Source organism: Sphingomonas sp. GW821-FHT10F09, assembly GCF_058809195.1.
This window is the reverse complement of the sequence record NZ_JBXASI010000001.1, coordinates 1,122,944-1,141,114: the sequence shown is the minus strand read 5'-3', so window position 1 is coordinate 1,141,114 and position 18,171 is coordinate 1,122,944. Positions and strand designations below refer to the sequence as shown.

The 18,171-nt window shown below is 69.0% G+C and carries 15 protein-coding genes and 1 tRNA gene; 8 read left to right on the top strand and 8 right to left on the bottom strand.

What is annotated here, in order from left to right; translation table 11 throughout:
* Positions 1-9: 9 nt before the first annotated feature.
* The 6 genes from moaA (at position 10) to AC1RTO_RS05380 (ending at position 3,730) form a co-directional block, all read left to right on the top strand.
* Positions 10-1,050, top strand: coding sequence for a GTP 3',8-cyclase MoaA (moaA, locus tag AC1RTO_RS05405; protein WP_493159842.1), 1,041 nt, complete (start codon positions 10-12; stop codon positions 1,048-1,050).
* Entirely contained in the window at positions 1,047-1,826 is a 780-nt protein-coding gene (locus AC1RTO_RS05400) for an NAD kinase (RefSeq protein WP_293877309.1), read from the top strand. The genes moaA and AC1RTO_RS05400 overlap by 4 nt, the downstream gene beginning before the upstream one ends.
* Before the next feature lie 90 nt (positions 1,827-1,916).
* Positions 1,917-1,991 (top strand) — tRNA-Asn (locus tag AC1RTO_RS05395).
* A 332-nt stretch (positions 1,992-2,323) separates the two neighbouring features.
* Positions 2,324-2,533 (top strand): hypothetical protein, encoded by a 210-nt coding sequence (locus AC1RTO_RS05390; RefSeq protein ID WP_493159841.1) that lies wholly within the window; start codon positions 2,324-2,326, stop codon positions 2,531-2,533.
* 74 nt (positions 2,534-2,607) lie between these two features.
* Complete coding sequence (locus tag AC1RTO_RS05385; protein WP_493159840.1) at positions 2,608-3,024, top strand: secondary thiamine-phosphate synthase enzyme YjbQ; 417 nt, start codon at positions 2,608-2,610, stop codon at positions 3,022-3,024.
* A gap of 112 nt (positions 3,025-3,136) precedes the next feature.
* On the top strand, positions 3,137-3,730 hold the full coding sequence (locus AC1RTO_RS05380; RefSeq protein ID WP_493159839.1) for a CC0125/CC1285 family lipoprotein: 594 nt from the start codon (positions 3,137-3,139) through the stop codon (positions 3,728-3,730).
* Positions 3,731-3,813: 83 nt separating this feature from the next.
* On the opposite strand, the gene secA is transcribed toward AC1RTO_RS05380, so the two are convergent.
* Both secA and AC1RTO_RS05370 read right to left on the bottom strand, forming a co-directional pair.
* Positions 3,814-6,561, bottom strand: coding sequence for a preprotein translocase subunit SecA (gene secA / locus AC1RTO_RS05375; protein WP_493159838.1), 2,748 nt, complete (start codon positions 6,559-6,561; stop codon positions 3,814-3,816).
* A 114-nt stretch (positions 6,562-6,675) separates the two neighbouring features.
* A complete protein-coding gene (locus AC1RTO_RS05370; protein WP_493159837.1) occupies positions 6,676-6,942 on the bottom strand; it encodes a hypothetical protein in 267 nt (88 codons plus the stop codon).
* Between the two features lie 160 nt (positions 6,943-7,102).
* On the opposite strand from AC1RTO_RS05370, the gene argJ reads away from it, so the two are divergent.
* The gene (gene argJ / locus AC1RTO_RS05365) at positions 7,103-8,329 is read left to right on the top strand and encodes a bifunctional glutamate N-acetyltransferase/amino-acid acetyltransferase ArgJ (protein WP_493159836.1); all 1,227 of its coding nucleotides are present in this window, start codon (positions 7,103-7,105) and stop codon (positions 8,327-8,329) included.
* 1 nt (position 8,330) lies between these two features.
* Complete coding sequence (locus AC1RTO_RS05360; protein WP_493159835.1) at positions 8,331-9,128, top strand: inositol monophosphatase family protein; 798 nt, start codon at positions 8,331-8,333, stop codon at positions 9,126-9,128.
* Positions 9,129-9,240: 112 nt separating this feature from the next.
* On the opposite strand, the gene trxA is transcribed toward AC1RTO_RS05360, so the two are convergent.
* From trxA to tsaE, 6 genes are read right to left on the bottom strand one after another with little or no spacing between them, the layout of a single operon-like run.
* Positions 9,241-9,564 carry a thioredoxin TrxA gene (gene trxA, locus AC1RTO_RS05355; protein ID WP_493159834.1) on the bottom strand — a complete coding sequence of 108 codons (324 nt, stop codon included), beginning with the start codon at positions 9,562-9,564 and terminating at the stop codon, positions 9,241-9,243.
* 60 nt (positions 9,565-9,624) lie between these two features.
* On the bottom strand, positions 9,625-13,047 hold the full coding sequence (gene addA, locus AC1RTO_RS05350; RefSeq protein WP_493159833.1) for a double-strand break repair helicase AddA: 3,423 nt from the start codon (positions 13,045-13,047) through the stop codon (positions 9,625-9,627).
* Positions 13,034-16,000 carry a double-strand break repair protein AddB gene (gene addB / locus AC1RTO_RS05345; RefSeq protein WP_493159832.1) on the bottom strand — a complete coding sequence of 989 codons (2,967 nt, stop codon included), beginning with the start codon at positions 15,998-16,000 and terminating at the stop codon, positions 13,034-13,036. Before addB ends, addA begins: the two co-directional genes overlap by 14 nt.
* Positions 15,993-16,748, bottom strand: coding sequence for a nucleotidyltransferase family protein (locus AC1RTO_RS05340; protein ID WP_493159831.1), 756 nt, complete (start codon positions 16,746-16,748; stop codon positions 15,993-15,995). Before AC1RTO_RS05340 ends, addB begins: the two co-directional genes overlap by 8 nt.
* Positions 16,745-17,728, bottom strand: coding sequence for an aminoglycoside phosphotransferase family protein (locus AC1RTO_RS05335; protein ID WP_493160342.1), 984 nt, complete (start codon positions 17,726-17,728; stop codon positions 16,745-16,747). The genes AC1RTO_RS05340 and AC1RTO_RS05335 overlap by 4 nt, the downstream gene beginning before the upstream one ends.
* The gene (tsaE, locus tag AC1RTO_RS05330) at positions 17,725-18,171 is read right to left on the bottom strand and encodes a tRNA (adenosine(37)-N6)-threonylcarbamoyltransferase complex ATPase subunit type 1 TsaE (RefSeq protein WP_493159830.1); all 447 of its coding nucleotides are present in this window, start codon (positions 18,169-18,171) and stop codon (positions 17,725-17,727) included. Before tsaE ends, AC1RTO_RS05335 begins: the two co-directional genes overlap by 4 nt.

The following is an 18,171-nucleotide window of genomic DNA, read 5'->3' as shown; positions in this document are numbered from 1 at the left end:
CTCCTAGACATGACCAGCGTCCTTCCCCAATCCGATCAGCCGCTGGTCGACCGTCCGGTCGATCCGCCGCTCGTAGACCCCCAGGGTCGCACCATCCGCTATCTGCGCATTTCGGTGACCGACCGCTGCGACCTGCGCTGCCGCTATTGCATGGCGGAGCAGATGACCTTCCTGCCCCGCGCCAAATTGCTGAGCCTCGACGAGATCGCGATCATCGCCGAACGCTTCATCGCGCGCGGGGTGACCAAGATCCGGCTGTCGGGCGGCGAACCGCTGGTGCGTCGCGACGTCGGCGACCTGATGCGGCGGCTGGGCAGGCATGTCGGCGCCGGCCTCGACGAGCTGACGATGACCACCAATGCGACACGGCTCGACGTGCACGCGCAGGCGATGGCGGACGCCGGCATCCGGCGCATCAACGTCAGTCTCGACAGCCTCGATGCCGACCGCTTCCGCTACATCACCCGCCACGGCGATGTCGCGCAGGTGCTCGGCGGGATCGCCGCAGCGAAAGCGGCGGGGCTGGCGGTGAAGATCAACATGGTCGCGCTCGCCGGCCTCAACGAGGACGAGATCCCGGCGATGCTGCAATGGTGCATCGACGAGGGCCACGACCTGTCGCTGATCGAGACGATGCCGCTCGGCGCGATCGACGAGGACCGCACCGACCGCTTCGTCCCGCTGACCCGCGTGTTCGAGCATCTCAAGACGCAGTTCCCGCTGGTCCGCGACGCGCATCGCACCGGCGGCCCGGCGCGGTACTGGCGGGTCGAGGGGACGGGGACGAAGCTCGGCCTGATTTCCCCGCTCACCGCGAATTTCTGCGATGGCTGCAACCGCGTGCGGCTGACCACCGAAGGAAAATTGTACCTGTGCCTCGGCCATGAGGATCAGGTCGATTTGAAGGGTGCGTTGCGCGACGGCGGCATCGCCGGGCTGGACGCGGCGATCGACCGCGGCCTGCTCCGCAAGCCCGCTCGCCACGATTTCCGGATCGAGGCGGGCGCGGCGCCGGCGGTGTCGCGGCACATGAGCGTCACCGGCGGATGAGCCAGTATGAGCGGCGGGCACTGGTCGCCTCGCCCACCGCGCCGGCACAAGCCGCGGCGGCCGAGCTGGCGGACGCCGCCGACTGGGTCGACCCCGCCGACGCGGACGTCATCATCGCGCTTGGCGGCGATGGGTTCATGCTCCAGACGCTGCACGGCCTGCTCGACCGACGCCGACCGACGGTGCCGGTGTTCGGCATGAACCTCGGCACGGTCGGCTTCATGATGAACGAATGGCGCCGCCACGGCATCGGCGAGCGCCTCGACCGTGCCAAGCCCTTCAAGGTCACCCCGCTCGCCGCAACGGTGACCGGGATGGATGGCCGGATCCATCACGCGCCCGCGATCAACGAGGTGTCGCTGCTCCGCGAGACGCGCCAGACCGCGAAGCTGGAGGTGTCGGTCAACGATCGCATCGTCATGCCCGAACTCGCCTGCGACGGCATCCTCGTCGCGACCCCGGCAGGGTCGACCGCCTATAATCTGTCCGCGCAGGGCCCGATCCTGCCGCTCGGCTCCAACATGCTCGCGCTGACCCCGATCAGCCCGTTCCGCCCGCGGCGCTGGCGCGGCGCGATCCTGCCCGACAAGGCGCGCATCTCGCTGCGTGTGCTCGACGGCGCGAAGCGACCGGTGTCGGCCGTCGCCGACCAGCGCGAATTCCGCGACGTCGCCGAAGTGGCGATCGGCATCGATCGCGCGCGCGAGCTCACGTTGCTGTTCGACCCCGAACACGCGCTCGACGATCGCATCACCATGGAGCAGTTCGTCGCCTGACCGCCTTTCCGGTCGCGAACCTTCGAAAAAGCATGACAACGGGGTTGCATCGCGATTTTTGCCGGGTATAGACCCCCTCCACGACGACGTTCCCTGATAGCTCAGCGGTAGAGCTCTCGACTGTTAATCGAGCGGCCGTAGGTTCGAATCCTACTCAGGGAGCCATTTTTTCCAACATCGTCAGTGACTTACGGCTCGCGCTACAGTTTGCGCTTGCAGCCCTTCGTCCAACGCGACATCATCGCCGCCAAGACGAGGAGCGCTGACGCTCCCGCTGGAGGGCGATGCATGATGATCTTTCTGGAAGTGGCGATCGGCGCGATGGCCGCAGCCTTGCTGGCGGTGCCGGTGCTGATGGCAGTGACCGGCCGCAAAAGCGATGCCAGCGAGCGCCCGTCGGGCTGACCCGCCCTCCCCCATTGCGATGTTAACCGGACGATAGCGGCTCCCGTATAGGGCAGTGACCAGATCACGCCCTCTTGCTCTGGACCCGCCCGGTGGACCCGCATCCCCACGCCCTTTCCGCGCAGCTCGTCGCTTCGATCCACCAGCCGTGGCGGGCGTCGGTGCAGGATTGCGTCGAACGCTGGCGCCGGCTCGACGGTACGGCACAGGCGTCCGCCTATCTGGTGCTCGAAGGCCCGGAGCCGAGCGCGCGCCGCACGCTCAACGCCGCCGCGATCGCCGCCCTCGCTCTGGACAGCTGACGGACCCTCAACAGCCGACGGATCGCGACCGTACCGCCGTGGGTTGACGTCGCGACGCAGCGAAAGGGTTGGTGATGCGACAGGCGCTCGGCATGGTGGCCGTGGACACGCGACGACAGGGGCTGGTGGAGATCACCGGGACGGTCCGGAACTGGCTACACGAACAGGGCCTGAGCGACGGGCTGCTGACGGTCTTCTGCCGTCACACCTCGGCATCGCTGGTGATCCAGGAGAATGCCGCGCCCGCGGTGCGCCGCGACATGGAGGCCTATTTCAACCGCCTCGCCCCGGAAAGCCGCGCCTATCAGCACGACGACGAGGGGCCGGACGACATGCCTGCCCACCTCAAGACCGCGCTGACCGGCGTCCAGTTGTCGATACCGGTGATGAACGGCGCGATGGCGCTCGGCACGTGGCAGGGCCTCTATCTTTTCGAACACCGCACCAGCCCGCACCGCCGGACGCTGGCGCTCCACCTGATCGGCGAATGACGCGCGGCGAGCCGTTGCCTGACGGAGCCAAGTCGTTCATCGCTCGTTCCACTGTGATGGGTTAGACGCGGCATGGTTCGCCGCATCCGCGAGCGAATGGAGAATTGGAGTGATGATGCATCTAGGCCGCAAGGCTGTGGTCGCGGCCCTCGCCGCCTCCACCCTGATGGTCGCGGGCTGCGCGACCGAAACCACCTACCGCCCCGCCACCGGACAAGGCTTCAACCGCACCGGCTACAGCGATCGTCAGGTCGAACCCAACCGCTTCCTCGTCAGCTTCGCCGGCAACAGCGTTACATCGCGCGACACCGTCGAACGCTATCTGCTGTTCCGCGCCGCGGAGCTGACCTTGCAGAGCGGCTATGATTATTTCGTCATGGCCAATCGTGACACCGACCTGCAATCGCGCACCTATAGCACTCCGGGCTTGGGCGGCGGCGGCTTCGGCTATGGCGGGTTCGGCGGCTATTGGGGGCCGTCGTGGCGCTATTACGGCCGCGGGTTCGGCTGGCGCAGCTGGGACCCGTGGTTCGGCGGCGGCTTCGGTCCCTGGGGCAACGACTTCGATATCCGCACGATCGACCGCTATGAAGCGACCGCGGAGATCGTGATGCGCAAGGGCCCGATCCCGCGCGACAATTTGCGCGCGTTCAACGCCCGCGCGGTCGTCGACAGCATCGGCCCGACCGTGGTGCTGCCGAAGTAAGCGAGACGCGTTCCGCATAAAAAAGGCCGGGTCACCGCAGGGTGATCCGGCCTTTTTCGTTATGCGGTCAGGTGAGCCCCGGCTCAGGCGGTCACCGCACCGTGGCAGTGCTTGTACTTACGGCCCGACCCGCACGGGCATGGCGCGTTGCGATTGACGCGGCCTTCCCAATGCTCCGGATTGTCACCGAGCTCGCTCGGCACGTCGGGCTGCATCATCTGCAGCGGCGGCATCTGCGTCGTGATCCGCCCCATCGTACCGGCGTCGATGTCGTTCGAATTGTCCTCGCCGGTGAACGGATCGAAGTGCGTGGTGATGAAGTCCGGCAGTTCGGGCAGTTCCGGCGCCGCCTGCAGCTGGAACTGTGCATGCGCGATCGTCTTGGTCACATCCTCGCGGATCGCATCGAGCATGCGCTGGAACAGCGAGAACGCCTCCTGCTTATACTCGTTGATCGGCGTCTTCTGCGCATAGGCGCGCAGGTGGACGACCTGGCGCAGCGCATCCAGCGTCGCCAGATGCTCCTTCCAGTGATGGTCGAGGTTCTGGAGCAGGATCGACTTCTCGACCTGCGTCCATGTCTCGGGGTCCAGCTCGGTCGCCTTGGTGGCGATCGCGGCATCGGCGGCCTCGCGGACACGCTCCTCGACCACTTCCGGGTCGATCGCATCTTCCTTCAGCCAGTCGTCGACCGGCACGTCGAGGTTGAGGATCTCGGCAAGGCCGGTCTTCATGCCGGCGATGTCCCATTGCTCGGGATAGGAATTGGGCGGGCAGGCACCGCCGACGATGACGTTGACCGTCTCGGCCCGCATGTCGGTGACGACGTCGCCGACCGCATCGGCATCCATGATGTCGGCGCGCTGTTCGTAGATGACCTTGCGCTGGTCGTTCATCACGTCGTCATATTCGACGACCTGCTTGCGGACGTCGTAATTGCGCGCCTCGACCTTCTTCTGCGCGGTCTCGATCGCCTTCGACAGCCACTTGCTGCCGATCGCCTCGCCATCCTCGATATTGTTGCGCATCATCTTGGCGAACAAAGTGTCCGGACCGAATATCCGCAACAGGTCGTCGTCGAGGCTGAGGTAGAAGCGCGACAGGCCGGGATCGCCCTGGCGGCCCGAACGGCCGCGCAGCTGGTTGTCGATGCGGCGCGATTCGTGGCGTTCGGTGCCGAGCACGAACAGGCCGCCCGCGGCGAGCACCTCCTGCTTCTCCGCCTCGATCTCGTCGCGGATGCGCGCCGCGATCGCCTCGTAATCGGGCGTGCCCTCGTCGAATTCGGGATGTTCGTCGAGCATGCGGAATTCGAGGTTGCCGCCCAGTTTGATGTCGGTGCCGCGGCCTGCCATGTTGGTCGCGATCGTCACCGCCGACTTGCGGCCGGCCTGCGCGACGATATGCGCCTCCATCTCGTGGTAGCGCGCGTTGAGCACCTTATGCTCGACGCCCTCCTGGGTCAGGAATTCGCTGAGCAGCTCCGACTTCTCGATCGACACCGTACCGACCAGCACCGGCTGGCCGAGCGAGGCGTGCTCGCGGATCTTCTTGGCGATCGCACGGAACTTGTCGTTGGTGTCCTTGTAGAATTCGTCCTCCTCGTCGACGCGGCGGACGCCGACGTTGGTTGGGATGGTGACGACGTTCATCTTGTAGATGTCGTAGAATTCCGCCGCCTCGGTCGCCGCGGTGCCGGTCATGCCCGACAGCTTCGGATACATGCGGAAATAGTTCTGGAAGGTGATCGACGCCATCGTCTGGTTCTCGGGCTCGATGTTGACCCCCTCCTTCGCCTCGACCGCCTGGTGCAGGCCGTCGGACCAGCGGCGCCCGTCCATCATGCGGCCGGTGAATTCGTCGATGATGACGACCTTGTCGTCCTTGACGATATAATCCGTGTCCGCCTTGAACATCATGTTCGCGCGCAGCGACTGGTTGACGTGGTGGACGACCTGCGTGTTCTCGAAATCGTAGAGGTTCGCGCCCTCCAGCAGGCCCGCCGCCTCGAGCATCCGCTCGATCCGCTCGGTGCCGCTCTCGGTCAGGATGATCGACTTCTGCTTCTCGTCCTTTTCGTAATCGTCGTCGTTCAGCTGTTTCACGATCGCATCGACGCTCATGTACAGCTCCGACTTGTCGTCGGTGGGCCCCGAGATGATGAGCGGCGTGCGCGCCTCGTCGATCAGCACCGAATCGACCTCGTCGACGATCGCCATGGCGAAGGCGCGCTGCACCATCGAACTGCGCTCGTACTTCATGTTGTCACGCAGGTAATCGAAGCCGAACTCGTTGTTCGTGCCATAGGTGATGTCGCTGTTATAGGCGGCGCGGCGCTGTTCGTCGGTCAGGTTGGGGATGATCGTGCCGACGGTCAGGCCGAGGAAGCGGTACACCTGCCCCATCCATTCCGCGTCGCGCGCGGCGAGATAGTCGTTGACCGTGATGACATGGACGCCGTCGCCGGGCAGCGCGTTGAGATAGGTGGCGAGCGTCGCCACCAGCGTCTTGCCCTCGCCCGTCCGCATCTCGGCGATCTCGCCGCGGTGGAGGACGATGCCTCCGATCATCTGCACGTCGAAATGCCGCATGCCGAGCACGCGCACCGCGGCCTCGCGCACCGTCGCAAAGGCTTCGGGCAGCAGGTCGTCGAGGCTGGTGCCGTTCGCCAGCTGCTCGCGGAACTTGGTCGTCTGCGCGGCGAGCTGCTCGTCGGACAGTGCCTGCAGCGTCGGCTCGAACGCGGCGATCTTGGCCACGAGCGGGTTGAGGGATTTGACGTACCGGTCGTTGGACGAACCGAACAGGGATTTGGCAATGCCGCCGAACATAAGCGTATTCCTGGATCTGGAGAGCGCGCGCGGCCCGGTCGATCACGGGCGCGCGCAGCGTCGTTGGTCACGAACTAAGGGATCGGCCGCAGCCGGTGCAACGTCGGGTGCGCGCTATTCGCGCCGGCGGCTCGCGTAGAGCGATTCGACCGCGACGGGCGGCAGGAGGACAGGTGCGGACAGCGCCGCCGCCTGCACGCGCGTCGGCAACGGCTGCTGCGGACGGCTGGCGATCCGCGCCGAACGGACCTCCGCCTGCACCGCCGCAGCGGCGCTCGCCACCGCATGCGCCGCCGTCGGCGCGCGCATCGCCGATGCCCCGCCGGTGATGGCGGACAGCAGTGCGGACAGGAGCAGCAGCAGGTTCACAGGGCTGGCCATAAGGCGGACCGGCGGGCGCGTCCACTGCGCGTGTAGCGCCACGATGCCCCAATGGAGCGATCAGCCGACGTGGCTCGCCACGGCCGTTGCCCGATCCACCGTCCTTGCCCTGTCCTGGAGCTGTCTTGGAAGCGTCTCGGAACCGGCCTATGGCACCGCCATGTCCTCGTCCATCTCGCCGCTCGCCACTCCCTTCCCCGCCCTGCCCGCCATCCCCGGCGTCGTGCCGCATGTCGCACGCGCGCATTACAAGACCTGGGATCGCTGCGACCTCACCTTCGTGACGCTCGCCGAAGGGACGACCGTCGCCGGCGTCCTGACGCAGAGCCGTTGCCCCTCGCCCGAGGTCGAATGGTGCCGCAAGGCGCTGACGCTCGGCCATGCCCGGGCGCTCGTGGTGAATGCCGGCAATTCCAACGCCTTTACCGGTCATCGCGGGCGGACTGCGGTCGAGGCGATCGCCGCGCGCACCGCGCAGCATCTCGGCTGCCAGCCCTCCGACGTCTTCGTCGCCTCGACCGGCGTCATTGGCGTACCGCTGCCGATCGACAAGGCGGAGGCCGGGCTCGATGCCGCCTATGCGGCCAGCCCGTGCGACTGGCAGGCGGCCGCCGAGACGATCGGCACCACCGACACCTATCCCAAGGGCGCCTCCACGACGGCCATCGTCGATGGACGGACGGTGACGCTGGTCGGCATCATCAAGGGGTCGGGGATGATCGCGCCGGACATGGCGACGATGCTCGGCTTCATTTTCACCGACGCCGCGATCGACCCCGGCTTCCTGCAGGCCGCGATGAATGCGGCCAACCGCAACACGTTTTCCTGCATCACCGTCGACGGCGACACCTCGACCAGCGACACGGTGCTCGCCTTCGCGACCGGCGCGGCGGGCAATGCGCCGCTGACCGGCCCGGACAGCGACGGCGCGGACGCCTTCGCCGCGGCACTCGCCGATTTGTGTGCGCAGCTCGCATTGCTGGTGGTGCGCGACGGTGAGGGTGCGACCAAGCTGATCGCAATCGCGGTCACCGGCGCGGAGAGCGACCGCAGCGCACATCGCATCGCCATGTCGATCGCCAATTCGCCGCTGGTGAAGACCGCGATCGCCGGCGAGGACGCCAATTGGGGTCGCGTCGTCATGGCGGTCGGCAAGGCGGGCGAACCGGCCGAGCGCGACCAGCTGTCGATCCGCTTCGGCGAGACGCAGGTGGCGCGCGACGGCCTCGCGGTCGAGGGCTATGAGGAGACGCCGGTCGCCGCGCATCTGAAGGGGCAGGAGGTCGAGATCGGCGTCGACCTCGGCCTCGGCGATGGCGAGGCCACGGTTTGGACCTGCGACCTGACCCACGGCTATATCGCGATCAACGCCGATTACAGGAGCTGACATGCAGCACCGGCACCATGACGCCGTCGTCGCGCTGATGCGGCAGGTGGCGGCGGACATCGTCATGCCCCGCTTCCGCAACCTTGCGGCCGATGAGATCGAGGAAAAGGCGGCGGATGACATGGTGACGGTGGCCGACCGGATGAGCGAGGCGGCGCTGACCGCGGGGCTGGCGGCGCTCGATCCCGCGATCCGGGTCGTCGGCGAGGAAGCGGTGGCCGCGGATGCGTCGCTGGTCGACGGCATCGATCGCGGCGCGGTGTGGATCATCGACCCGATCGACGGCACCAACAATTATGCGAGCGGCATCGCGACCTTCGGCATCATGATCGCGCTGGTCGCGGACGGCGAGACGCAGGCGGGCTGGATCCTCGATCCGGTAACCGACCGGCTGTGCCATGCCGTACTGGGCGGTGGCGCCCATATCGATGGCGTCCGCGTCCATACGCGACCGAGCGGCGCGGCACGGCCGTCGTCGGTGATCGCGACCTATCATCTCGACGATGCGGCGCGTGCCGCGCTGATCGCCCGGGCGGAGGTGGCGTTCACGGTCGCGCCGATGCCGCGTTGCGCCGCGGAGCAATATCCGCGGCTGGTGCTCGGCACCAACGACGTCGCGCTGTTCCAGAAGACGTTGCCATGGGATCACGCGCCGGGTTCGCTTTTCCTCCGCGAGGCGGGCGGTGTCGTGCGTCGGCCCGACGGGATCGACTATCGCGTCGGCGACCAGCGCCAGGGCATGATCGCCGCGGCGTCACCCGCCTTATGGGAGCAGGCGGCGCAGGCGCTGTTTGCGTAAACGCGGGACAAGTTCCTCCTCTATAGGAGGAGGGCGTGCAGGACTCATCGGCCGATCATCCTGCACCCGAAGGGCCCTTCCCCGAAGAAAAGGCGCCCTTGTCAGACGGTGATTACGCCAGCGCGCCTTCGAGCCACGCCTTCAACCGCCCCTTGGGCTCGGCACCGACCTTGGTCGCGGCCGGAGCGCCGCCCTTGAACAGGATCATCGTCGGAATGCCGCGCACGCCATAGCGGCCCGGCGCATCGGGGTTTTCGTCGATGTTGAGCTTGGCAATCGTCACCTGCTCGCCCAGTTCCTCGGACAGTTCCTCGAGGCTCGGTCCGATCATCTTGCACGGGCCACACCATTCCGCCCAGAAATCGACGAGCACGGGGCCCTCGGCCTTGAGCACGTCGCTGTCGAAGCTGGCGTCGGTAATTGCCTTGGTAGCCATCAATGTTCTCCTTTGCAGCCCATCTAGGATGGCGCGGACCCCGGCTCAACCGTCCGCGGCCTAGCTTTGCTCCCGTGGCCGAAAGCGCGGCTTGTGCCGTTCCAGCGTCGCGGGGTCGAGCGGGTGAAGCGTCGGACCGGCGGTATAGAGCAATGCCGCCTCGATCCGTCGCCCCGGAAAGATCGTCGCCAGCGCCGCGGCATAGGCCGCCATCTGGTCGAGATGATAAGGCGGGATGTCCGCCATCGTCGCGGGCGCGCGGCGACCGGTCTTGAAATCGACGACGCGCACATCGTCGTCGGCGATCAGGAGCCGATCGACCGTGCCGGACACGACGAGCCCGTTGGCAAGCGTCGCCGCGATCGGCGCCTCGGCCAGCGCCTCCGGGCCAAACAGATCGGCGAAGCGCGGATCGTCGAGGATCGCGACCACGCTGCCGGCGATCTCCGCCCGCATGGCCGGATCGGCGACGCCGCCCGCCAGCGCCAGCCAGCGCTCCGCGCCGGCCAGGCGATCGCGTGGTGGTACCGGTGGCAGCCGTTCGAACAGTGCATGGATCAGCCGCCCCCGTTCCGCTGCGGCGCGCATCGCCGGGCCGGGTGGCGGATCGCTGACCTCGTCCTCGCCGAGCTGCGACGGCGCCAGCGGTCGCGACGGACGCGATTCGACCGGCGCGTCGCGATGCGCCCAGTCGGGCAGCGCGACCCGCTCCACGATCGAAGCCCTGGCGGCCGGTCGGGGCTTGACGGGGGCATGCACCGCCCTGCCGGTAAAGGTGCGCACGCCCTCGCCCGCGACCCCCAGATCGGTCAGCGCGCGCGCCGCGGCGGCATACCAGCTGGAAACCGGCGGCTCGCCCTTGGCGCGCGGCCCCAGCGCACCGCCGATCACGAGGCGCTCTTCGGCGCGGGTGGCGGCGACGTAGAACAGCCGCCAATGCTCCTCCAGTTCGCGCCGTTCGATCGTCGCGATCGCCTCGTCGAGCGGCCCGCCGCGTTCGGCGGAACGCGGGCGGAAGATCGGGATCGGCTGCGCGCCCGGTTCCGGCGACCAGCGCACCAGCGCCCGCGGTGCCGCGGTCGGATCGACCGTCGCATCCGCGAGGATTACCAGCGGCGCCTGCAGGCCCTTGGCCCCATGCGCGGTCATCACCCGCACCGCATCCAGCGGCGCCGACGGATCGCGCACGATCTCGACATCGCCGCGATCGAACCAGTCGAGGAAGCGTTGCAGCGACGGGGTCGAGCTCGTCTCGAACGAGAGGGCCGCGTTGAGCAACTCCTCGATCGGGTCGCGCGCCTCCGCCCCCAGCCGCCGCAACAGCTTGCGGCGCCCGTCGAGCGGCCCCGACAACAGCTCCTCGAGGAACTGATAGGGGGTGGCGATGTCCGCGCGGAGCAGCATCGTGCGCAACGCCGCGAGCCGCTCGTCGGGCTGGGTCAGCGTCAGATGCCGCCACAGGCTGCCATGCTCACGCGGCGCGGCGTGCATCAGCTCATCCTGCGTCCAGCCGATCAGCGGCGACACCAGCAGCGACGCCAGCGACAGATCGTCCTCCGGCTGCAACACGAAGCGCACCGCCGCGAGCAGGTCCTGCACCGCCAGCGGCGCGTTGAGCCGCAGCCGGTCGACGCCGGCGACCGGCACGCCCTCCGCATACAATCGCGCGACGATCAGCGAGGCGAGGTCGCCGCGCCGCTTGACGAGGATCATCACATCCTCGGGCCGGAGCGCACGGCCCTTGCTCTCGAGCATCAGACCGCCGTGGATCCAGTCGCACACCGCACGGGCGACGCGCACCGCCTGTTCGCGCACGGTGTCGTCGATCCACGCTTCCTCGTCCTCGTCGCTACCGCCGGCGACGACGGGCGGCCACAATTCGACGGTGCCGGGACCCGGCACCTCGCTGGCATGCTCCTGCACGTCGCCGATCGCGCCCAGCCCCGGCTCGCCCGCCGCGGCGACGGCGGCATCGACGAATTCGAGGATCGGCCGCGTCGAGCGAAAGCTGTGGGTCAGCGACAGCCGCTGGAACGGCAGGCCGCGTTCCGGATCGGGCCAGTCGTCATCCCCCTCGACCTCGGCAGCACGGGTGGCGAAATGCCCCTCCGCCCAGCGGAAGTTGATCGGGTCGGTCCCCTGGAAGCCGAAGATCGCCTGTTTGAAATCGCCGACCGTGAACAGCGTCCGCGTCGAGGGCGCGTGGACGCCGCGCCCGACGAAGAATTCCCCCGCCAGCGCGGTGACGATCCGCCATTGGTTGAGGTTGGTGTCCTGCGCCTCGTCGATCAGGACATGCTCGGTCCCCTGGTCGAGCTTGTAGCGCACCCACTCGCCGATGCCCGGCTGTTCGAGCAGGCGCACCGTGACGCCGATCAGATCGTCGAAATCGACCGCCCCCGATCGCCGCTTCGCCGCCGCATAGGCGCGCGCATAATCGCGGCCGACGTCGAGCGCATCGGCGAGCAGGTCGGCATAGGCGGCGCGCTGCGTCAGCGACAGCAGGTCGAGGCAATGCGCACCCAGCGCGCCGGCAAGTTCGGCATAGTCCGGCTCGAGATCGACGAGCTTCTTCGACGCCTTGCGCGGCTCGTTCTTGCCGGTCAGCACCACGCCGGCGAGATCGGACAGGGTCAGCGCGCGATCCTCCGGTGCGGACGCGAGCCAGCGGTTCAGCGTATCGGCATGGCCGATGCCGGTCGTGGTCGCCCATGACGTGTTCGCCGCCGCCAGCCGCTCGACGAGCGATTCGTCGATATCGTCGCAGCCGGACGCCAGCGCCTCGCCGATATCGCCCTGCGGCAGGTCGAGCGCGCGGCGCAGCCATGGCCCGATGCCACTGGGCAGCGCCTCCAGCGCCGCCAGCGAGCGGGCACAGGCGAGCAGGAACCCCTCGGCACCGCCCTCGCCCATCCGCAACGACAATGCACCGATCGTCTCGATCGGGCGGCTGCGACCGTCGCGTTCGGCCTCGACCAGCAGCGTCGCCAGCGTCTCGCGCGCCAGCACCGCCTCTTCGCGCGCCTCCAACGGCCGGAAACCGGGGGTCAGCCCCGCCTCGACCGGGAAGGCGGCGAGCAGGCTCTGGCAGAAACCATGGATGGTCTGGATGCGCAGCCCGCCACCCGGCGCATCGAGCACGCCCGCGAACAGCGTGCGCGCCCGCGCCTGCAGGTCGGGCGTCGCACGCTCGCCGAGCGCCTCCAGATCGGCGGCCAGCTGCGGCCCGGGCATCCGCACCCAGGCGGCGAGCCGGTTGCTGATCCGCTGCGCCATCTCCGCCGCACCCGCCTTGGTGAAGGTCAGGCACAGGATCGCGCCGGGCTGCGTTCCCCCCAGCAGCAGCCGGAACACGCGGGCGGCCAGCACCTGCGTCTTGCCGGTGCCCGCCGACGCCGACAGCCAGACGTGCGCCTGGGGATCGCTGGCCGCGGCCTGCGCGCCCTTGAGCCGCGGCAGGGTGGCGAGGTCAGTCCCGGCCATACCATTCATCCCTGCGCATCAACTGATCGTATTCGGCATAAGGCGCATATTCCGGCACCAGCTTGGCGGTGAAGGCTTCGTCGCCGGTCAGCCATTTCGCCGCGGCATCGACGAAATTGGCGACCGCGATCGCGGTGAATTCGCCCGTCACGATCTTCTCGCGCCTGCCCTCGGCATCGACCGGGCTTTCGATATAGCCGAACTGGTCGCGCTTCTTGCCGAGCGACCAATATTCGAACCCGCCGGCCCGGCCCGCGACGTCGGGAAAGCCGCCGCGTTCGGCGATGGCGCCGAGCAGCCCCAGTTGCAGACTGTAACCCGCCCGCACCGCGGCGGACGAGGGCGGCTTGCCGGTCTTGTAATCGACGATCGCGAGGCTGCCGTCGGCGAGCCGGTCGACCCGGTCGTAGCGGCCCGACAGTTTGACGCCGTTGATCTCGATATGTCCCTGTCCCTCCGCCGAGGCGACCTTGCGGCCTTCCGCATCCTGTTCGGCGACGGTGCGCGCGATCCAGTCGATCGCCTCGACCAGCCGCGGTCGCCAGAGCGCGCGCATCATCGGATGCGTCCGTTCGTCCTCCAGCATCGCGTTCGCGCGATCCATCAGCGCATCGGCGGCGCAGCGATCCAGCTTCCACCATTGTTCGAGGATGTCGTGCACCGCGGTGCCGCGCCACGCCGCGCTGGGATCGGCATCGACCGGATCGAGCGGCATCAGCCCGAGCACCCGGCGGGCGTAAAAGGCATAGGGGTCCGCCTTCAGCCGGTCGATCTCGGTCACCGAAATCATTCTGGGGCGGAGTGCCGGTATCGGCATCGGTGCCGGCCGGTCGGCGGGTTCGTGCGCTTGCGGATCGTCGAGCGCCCGCGCCCAGCCTTCCAGATCGTGCGCCCGCACGAACCGGTCGCCCGCCATCGCCTGCAACCGCAGCCACAATCGCGACGCGAGCGCCGGCGAGGCGGCGTCGCGGCGTGCCCGCGTCACGATCGCCCGCGGTGCGCCCAGCGCCTGCCCGAATTCATGCGCCGCCACGCCGACCGCGCGCTCCAGCCCCGGCAGGCCAAGCGTCGCCCGGATGCGCGGCGCCAGCCACGGATCGGGCGCCGGCCGCCCCGGCCACACGCCTTCGTTCAGCCCGCCGAGCACCATCAGGTCGGCGGTCTGCAACCGCGCCTCGAGCAGGCCGTAGATCGCGATGCGCGGATGGCCGACACGCGAGCCGTAACGGACCGCGACCTCATCCATCAGTCCGCGCAGCAGCGGCACCAGCCCGTCGGGCGAAACGCGCGGCGGCCCCAGCGGCGCTTCGGCCTCCAACGCATCGAGGAACTCCGCCGCCGCCCGCCCCGCCGGTCCCGACCACAGGCCATCGCCGCACAGCACCTGCGCCGTCTCGCGCAGCACGCTCAGCAGCGCGGACAGAGGCTGCATCCCCTGTTCGAACACCATTTCGATCGGCTTCAGCGCCGCTACGGGCTCGGCGAACCACGCCGCCGCGTGATCGCGCCGGTTGGCGAGCAGATGCGCGGTGATCCCGTCAAGCCCCGCTGCCGGACGCGGGCCGCGCAGGCAGCGATCGACACTGCGCGTCCCGTCCAGCCACGCGCCGCGCACGCCGCGGTCCTCGGGATCGACGCGTACCAGCGGGTGCTTCAACAGCGCGAGCAACGCCATCGGCGCGAACCGCTGCGCCGCCGCCTCTGCCAATGCCAGCAGCAGCGTCCCGGGCGGCAGAATCGACAGCGGCCGGCCCGCGGTATCGTTGGCGTCGATCCCCCAGCGCTTCAGATGCACCGCCACCCGTCGCGCCAGCGCCCGGTCCGGCGTCACCAGTGCCGCGGTCTGCCCCTCCTGCTCCAGCGCGCCGCGCAGCGCGAGCGCGATCGTCTGCGCCTCTTCCGCCGGTGTCGCGAGTTCCGCCGCGACGACGCCGGTCAACCGGCGGTCCTCCGCCTTCAGCTCGGTCCATTTGCCGGTGAAGGCGGCCGGCGCCAGCGCATTGGCGATCGCCCGGCCACGCGCCGCGCCCGCATCGGGACCCGCGGTGCCGGGCCAGTTCGCCACCTCACCGCGACCGACGCTCATCCGGTCGAGCATCAGCTTCAGGTGGAATTGCGGGTGCGTCTCGATCGCACGGCGAATATGGCCGGTGACGGGATCGGGCCGATGCGGCCCGAGCGCATCCCATTCCTCCTGCGGCATCGCGAGGTCGAGGCCCGCGAACACCGTCATCCCCTGCGGCGCCTCCGCAACGCAGCGGAGCAGTCGCGCGACGGCGGGCGCCGGATCGGTGATCCCGGCCGCGCACACGAAACACGTCGGCGGCGTCGCGCGCCAGCGCCGCTCGAGCCGGTCGAGCAGCAGCCGCCGCCGGGTGGCGGCATCGATCCGGCCCAGCGCGGCAAGCTCCACCGGCCAGCGTTCGAGCACGACCGCGAAGGTCGACAGCGCGCGTTGCCAGTGTTCGGTCAGTTCAGGCGCGAGATCGATATCGCGCAACGCCTCTGGCGCGACCTCCTCGACCAGCAGCTGGTCGAGCGTGTGGCACAATTCGCCCGCCAGCCGCACCGCCTCCGCCGCGTCGATCGACGCACCGGCGCGGGCCCGCTCCTCGAACACCAGCCGCGCGAGGATCATCCGCCGCTGCATCGGGTCGACCGCGGGCGGCGGCGGGCTGGGATCGTCGACCGGATCGAGCGCCGCGCCGACCGCCTCGCCCAGATCGGGGCTGCCCAGCGTCACCAGCCGCGGCAGCAGCAGCCCGCCACCGCTCGCCCGCACGAACGCCGCCGTCACCGCCCGCGCGGCACGATTGTTGGGCAACAGCACCAGCCCGCGGGCCAGCGCCATCGCGTCGCCCGCGGTCCGCCGCATCAGTCCGGCGACCAGCGTATCGGCAAACGCCTTGTGCGAGGGGATCGTGAACAGCCGGGGCTTGCGCGCCTCAGCCATTGGCGATGACCGCCTCCGTCTTCGGGATGGCAGCCGGCGTACCGACGTCGAACCACAGGCCCTGATGCACCTGCGCATAGGCGCGGCCCGCCTCGATCGCGCGGCTCCAGAACAGGTTGGTCGAGAACGGCCCCTCGGGCCAGTCGCGGATGATGCGCGGGTGGAGGATCTGGATCCCGGTGTAGACGAACGGCGCGGTCGCGCCTTCCTTGCGCCGGCCGATGATCCGCCCGTCGGCAGCGACGCGGAAATCGCCCTGGCCGTGATGGTTGTTGGCACGGGCATAGGGGACGACCAGCAGCAGCGCGTCCATGATCGCATCGTCCCAGCGATGGCTGAGCAACCGGATCGCGTCGATCGGCCCGTCGAGCCACAGATTGTCGCTGTTGACGACCAGCACCGGCGCATCGCCGAGCAGGTCGCGCGCCTGCACCAGCCCGCCGCCCGTCTCCATCAACTGACGCCGCTCGTCGCTGACGATCACCTCGATCCCCTCGAACCGGTCGGTGACATGTGCCTCCAGCGTGTCGGCGAGGTAATGGACGTTGACGATCGCACGCTTGACGCCGGCGCTCGCCAGCCGGTCGAAGACATGGTCGATCAGCGGCTTGCCCGCCACCTCGACCAACGGCTTGGGCCGCGTCGCGGTCAGCGGCCGCATCCGCTTGCCAAGGCCCGCCGCCATCACCATCGCCGTGTCCGGCACGACGCCGCCCGGATCGGGGCGCAGCGACCTCTGCCGGTTCATGCCCCTGCCTCCGCGGCGGCGGCCAGCATCGCAGGATCGCCGCGCAGTTCGGGCGGCACATTGTCGTCGAACCAGCGCGCGACGGGGCCGAGCACGGGATGCGACAGGTCGCGCTCCAGATAGGCCCAGACCCGCGGGCAGAGCGTCGGATAGCGCGGCTTGCCGTCGCGCTTCCACAGGCGGGTGAAGATGCCGATGATCTTGGCGTTCCGCTGCGCACCGAGCACGTGATAGGCCGCCATGAAATCCTCGCCCGCACCGGTCGCCGCGCGATAGCGTTGCAGCATAGCCTCCTCGACGCCCGGATCGACGTCGCGCCGCGCGTCCTGCAACAGCGAGACGAGATCATAGGCCGGATGGCCCGCCAGCGCGTCCTGGAAATCGAGCAGTCCCAGCGACTGCGCCGCGCCGACCAGCATCAGGTTTTCGGCATGATAATCGCGCAGCACCGTCACCGGCTCGTCGGTCAGCGCATGGTCGAACACCGCGTCCCAGGCGGCGTGATAGCCCGCGACATCGACATCGAGCCCCAGCGCCGGCGCATACCATTCGACCAGCAATCCCGCCTCGCGATGCAGCACGGCACGGTCGTAGGGCGCGAGCCCCTCGGCCGGATGCGCGCGCAGTGCGACCAGCAGGTCGATCGCCGCAGCGTAGAGCGGCAGGGCCGCCGGCTCGTCCGCATCCGCCGCCTCGCGCAGCCGGGCGTCACCGAAATCCTCCAGCAGCACCAGTCCCTGGTCGAGGTCGGTCGCATGGATCGCCGGCGCGGCGAAGCCGTGATCGCGCAGCCATCCGGCGATCGCGATGAACGGCCGCGGATCCTCGTGCGGCGGCGGCGCATCCATCAGGATCGCGGTCCGCCCCGCACTCGCCACCCGGAAATAGCGGCGGAACGAGGCATCGCCCGCGACCGGAGACAGGTCGCCGGCCCAGCCGTGCTGCGCGAGGAAAGCGGGGGCGCCGGCGGGCGGGGTCATATCGGCCATCGCCGCCTCCAACCCGCCGGCACGTCCGCTGTCAAGATTCGTCCGCCGTCCGGTGCCGGCGACAGGGTGAGCGCCAGCGCGTGCGGCCAGTAACCGGGCGCGCGCTCCGGCCATTCGACCAGCAGCAGCGTGTCGGACAATGCCTCGTCCAGCCCCAGTTCCGCCATCTCGCCCGGGTCGTCGATCCGGTACAGGTCGACGTGCAACACCGGCATCCGCACCTCGGGCCGGTCATAAGGCTGGACGATCGCGAAGCTGGGGCTCGGCGCCTCGCCGGCGAGGCCCAGTGCCGCGAGCAGCCCGCGCGCGATGCTGGTCTTGCCCGCGCCGAGATCGCCGGCAAGCGTGATGACGTCGCCGGGCTGGACATGGCCGGCGAGCGCCGCGCCGAACGCCTCGGTCGCCGCCGCGTCTGGCAGATGGATGGGGGTCAT

Coding starts and splice junctions, on each gene's coding strand:
- moaA (WP_493159842.1), top strand. CDS start 10: ATGACCAGCGTCCTTCCCCAATCCGATCAGCCGCTGGTCGACCGTCCG.
- trxA (WP_493159834.1), bottom strand. CDS start 9,564: ATGGCTACCAAGGCAATTACCGACGCCAGCTTCGACAGCGACGTGCTC.
- AC1RTO_RS05370 (WP_493159837.1), bottom strand. CDS start 6,942: ATGGCCAGCCCTGTGAACCTGCTGCTGCTCCTGTCCGCACTGCTGTCC.
- secA (WP_493159838.1), bottom strand. CDS start 6,561: ATGTTCGGCGGCATTGCCAAATCCCTGTTCGGTTCGTCCAACGACCGG.
- addB (WP_493159832.1), bottom strand. CDS start 16,000: ATGGCTGAGGCGCGCAAGCCCCGGCTGTTCACGATCCCCTCGCACAAG.
- AC1RTO_RS05360 (WP_493159835.1), top strand. CDS start 8,331: ATGCAGCACCGGCACCATGACGCCGTCGTCGCGCTGATGCGGCAGGTG.
- AC1RTO_RS05385 (WP_493159840.1), top strand. CDS start 2,608: ATGCGACAGGCGCTCGGCATGGTGGCCGTGGACACGCGACGACAGGGG.
- argJ (WP_493159836.1), top strand. CDS start 7,103: ATGTCCTCGTCCATCTCGCCGCTCGCCACTCCCTTCCCCGCCCTGCCC.
- AC1RTO_RS05380 (WP_493159839.1), top strand. CDS start 3,137: ATGATGCATCTAGGCCGCAAGGCTGTGGTCGCGGCCCTCGCCGCCTCC.
- tsaE (WP_493159830.1), bottom strand. CDS start 18,171: ATGACCCCCATCCATCTGCCAGACGCGGCGGCGACCGAGGCGTTCGGC.
- addA (WP_493159833.1), bottom strand. CDS start 13,047: ATGGCCGGGACTGACCTCGCCACCCTGCCGCGGCTCAAGGGCGCGCAG.
- AC1RTO_RS05340 (WP_493159831.1), bottom strand. CDS start 16,748: ATGAACCGGCAGAGGTCGCTGCGCCCCGATCCGGGCGGCGTCGTGCCG.
- AC1RTO_RS05400 (WP_293877309.1), top strand. CDS start 1,047: ATGAGCCAGTATGAGCGGCGGGCACTGGTCGCCTCGCCCACCGCGCCG.
- AC1RTO_RS05335 (WP_493160342.1), bottom strand. CDS start 17,728: ATGACCCCGCCCGCCGGCGCCCCCGCTTTCCTCGCGCAGCACGGCTGG.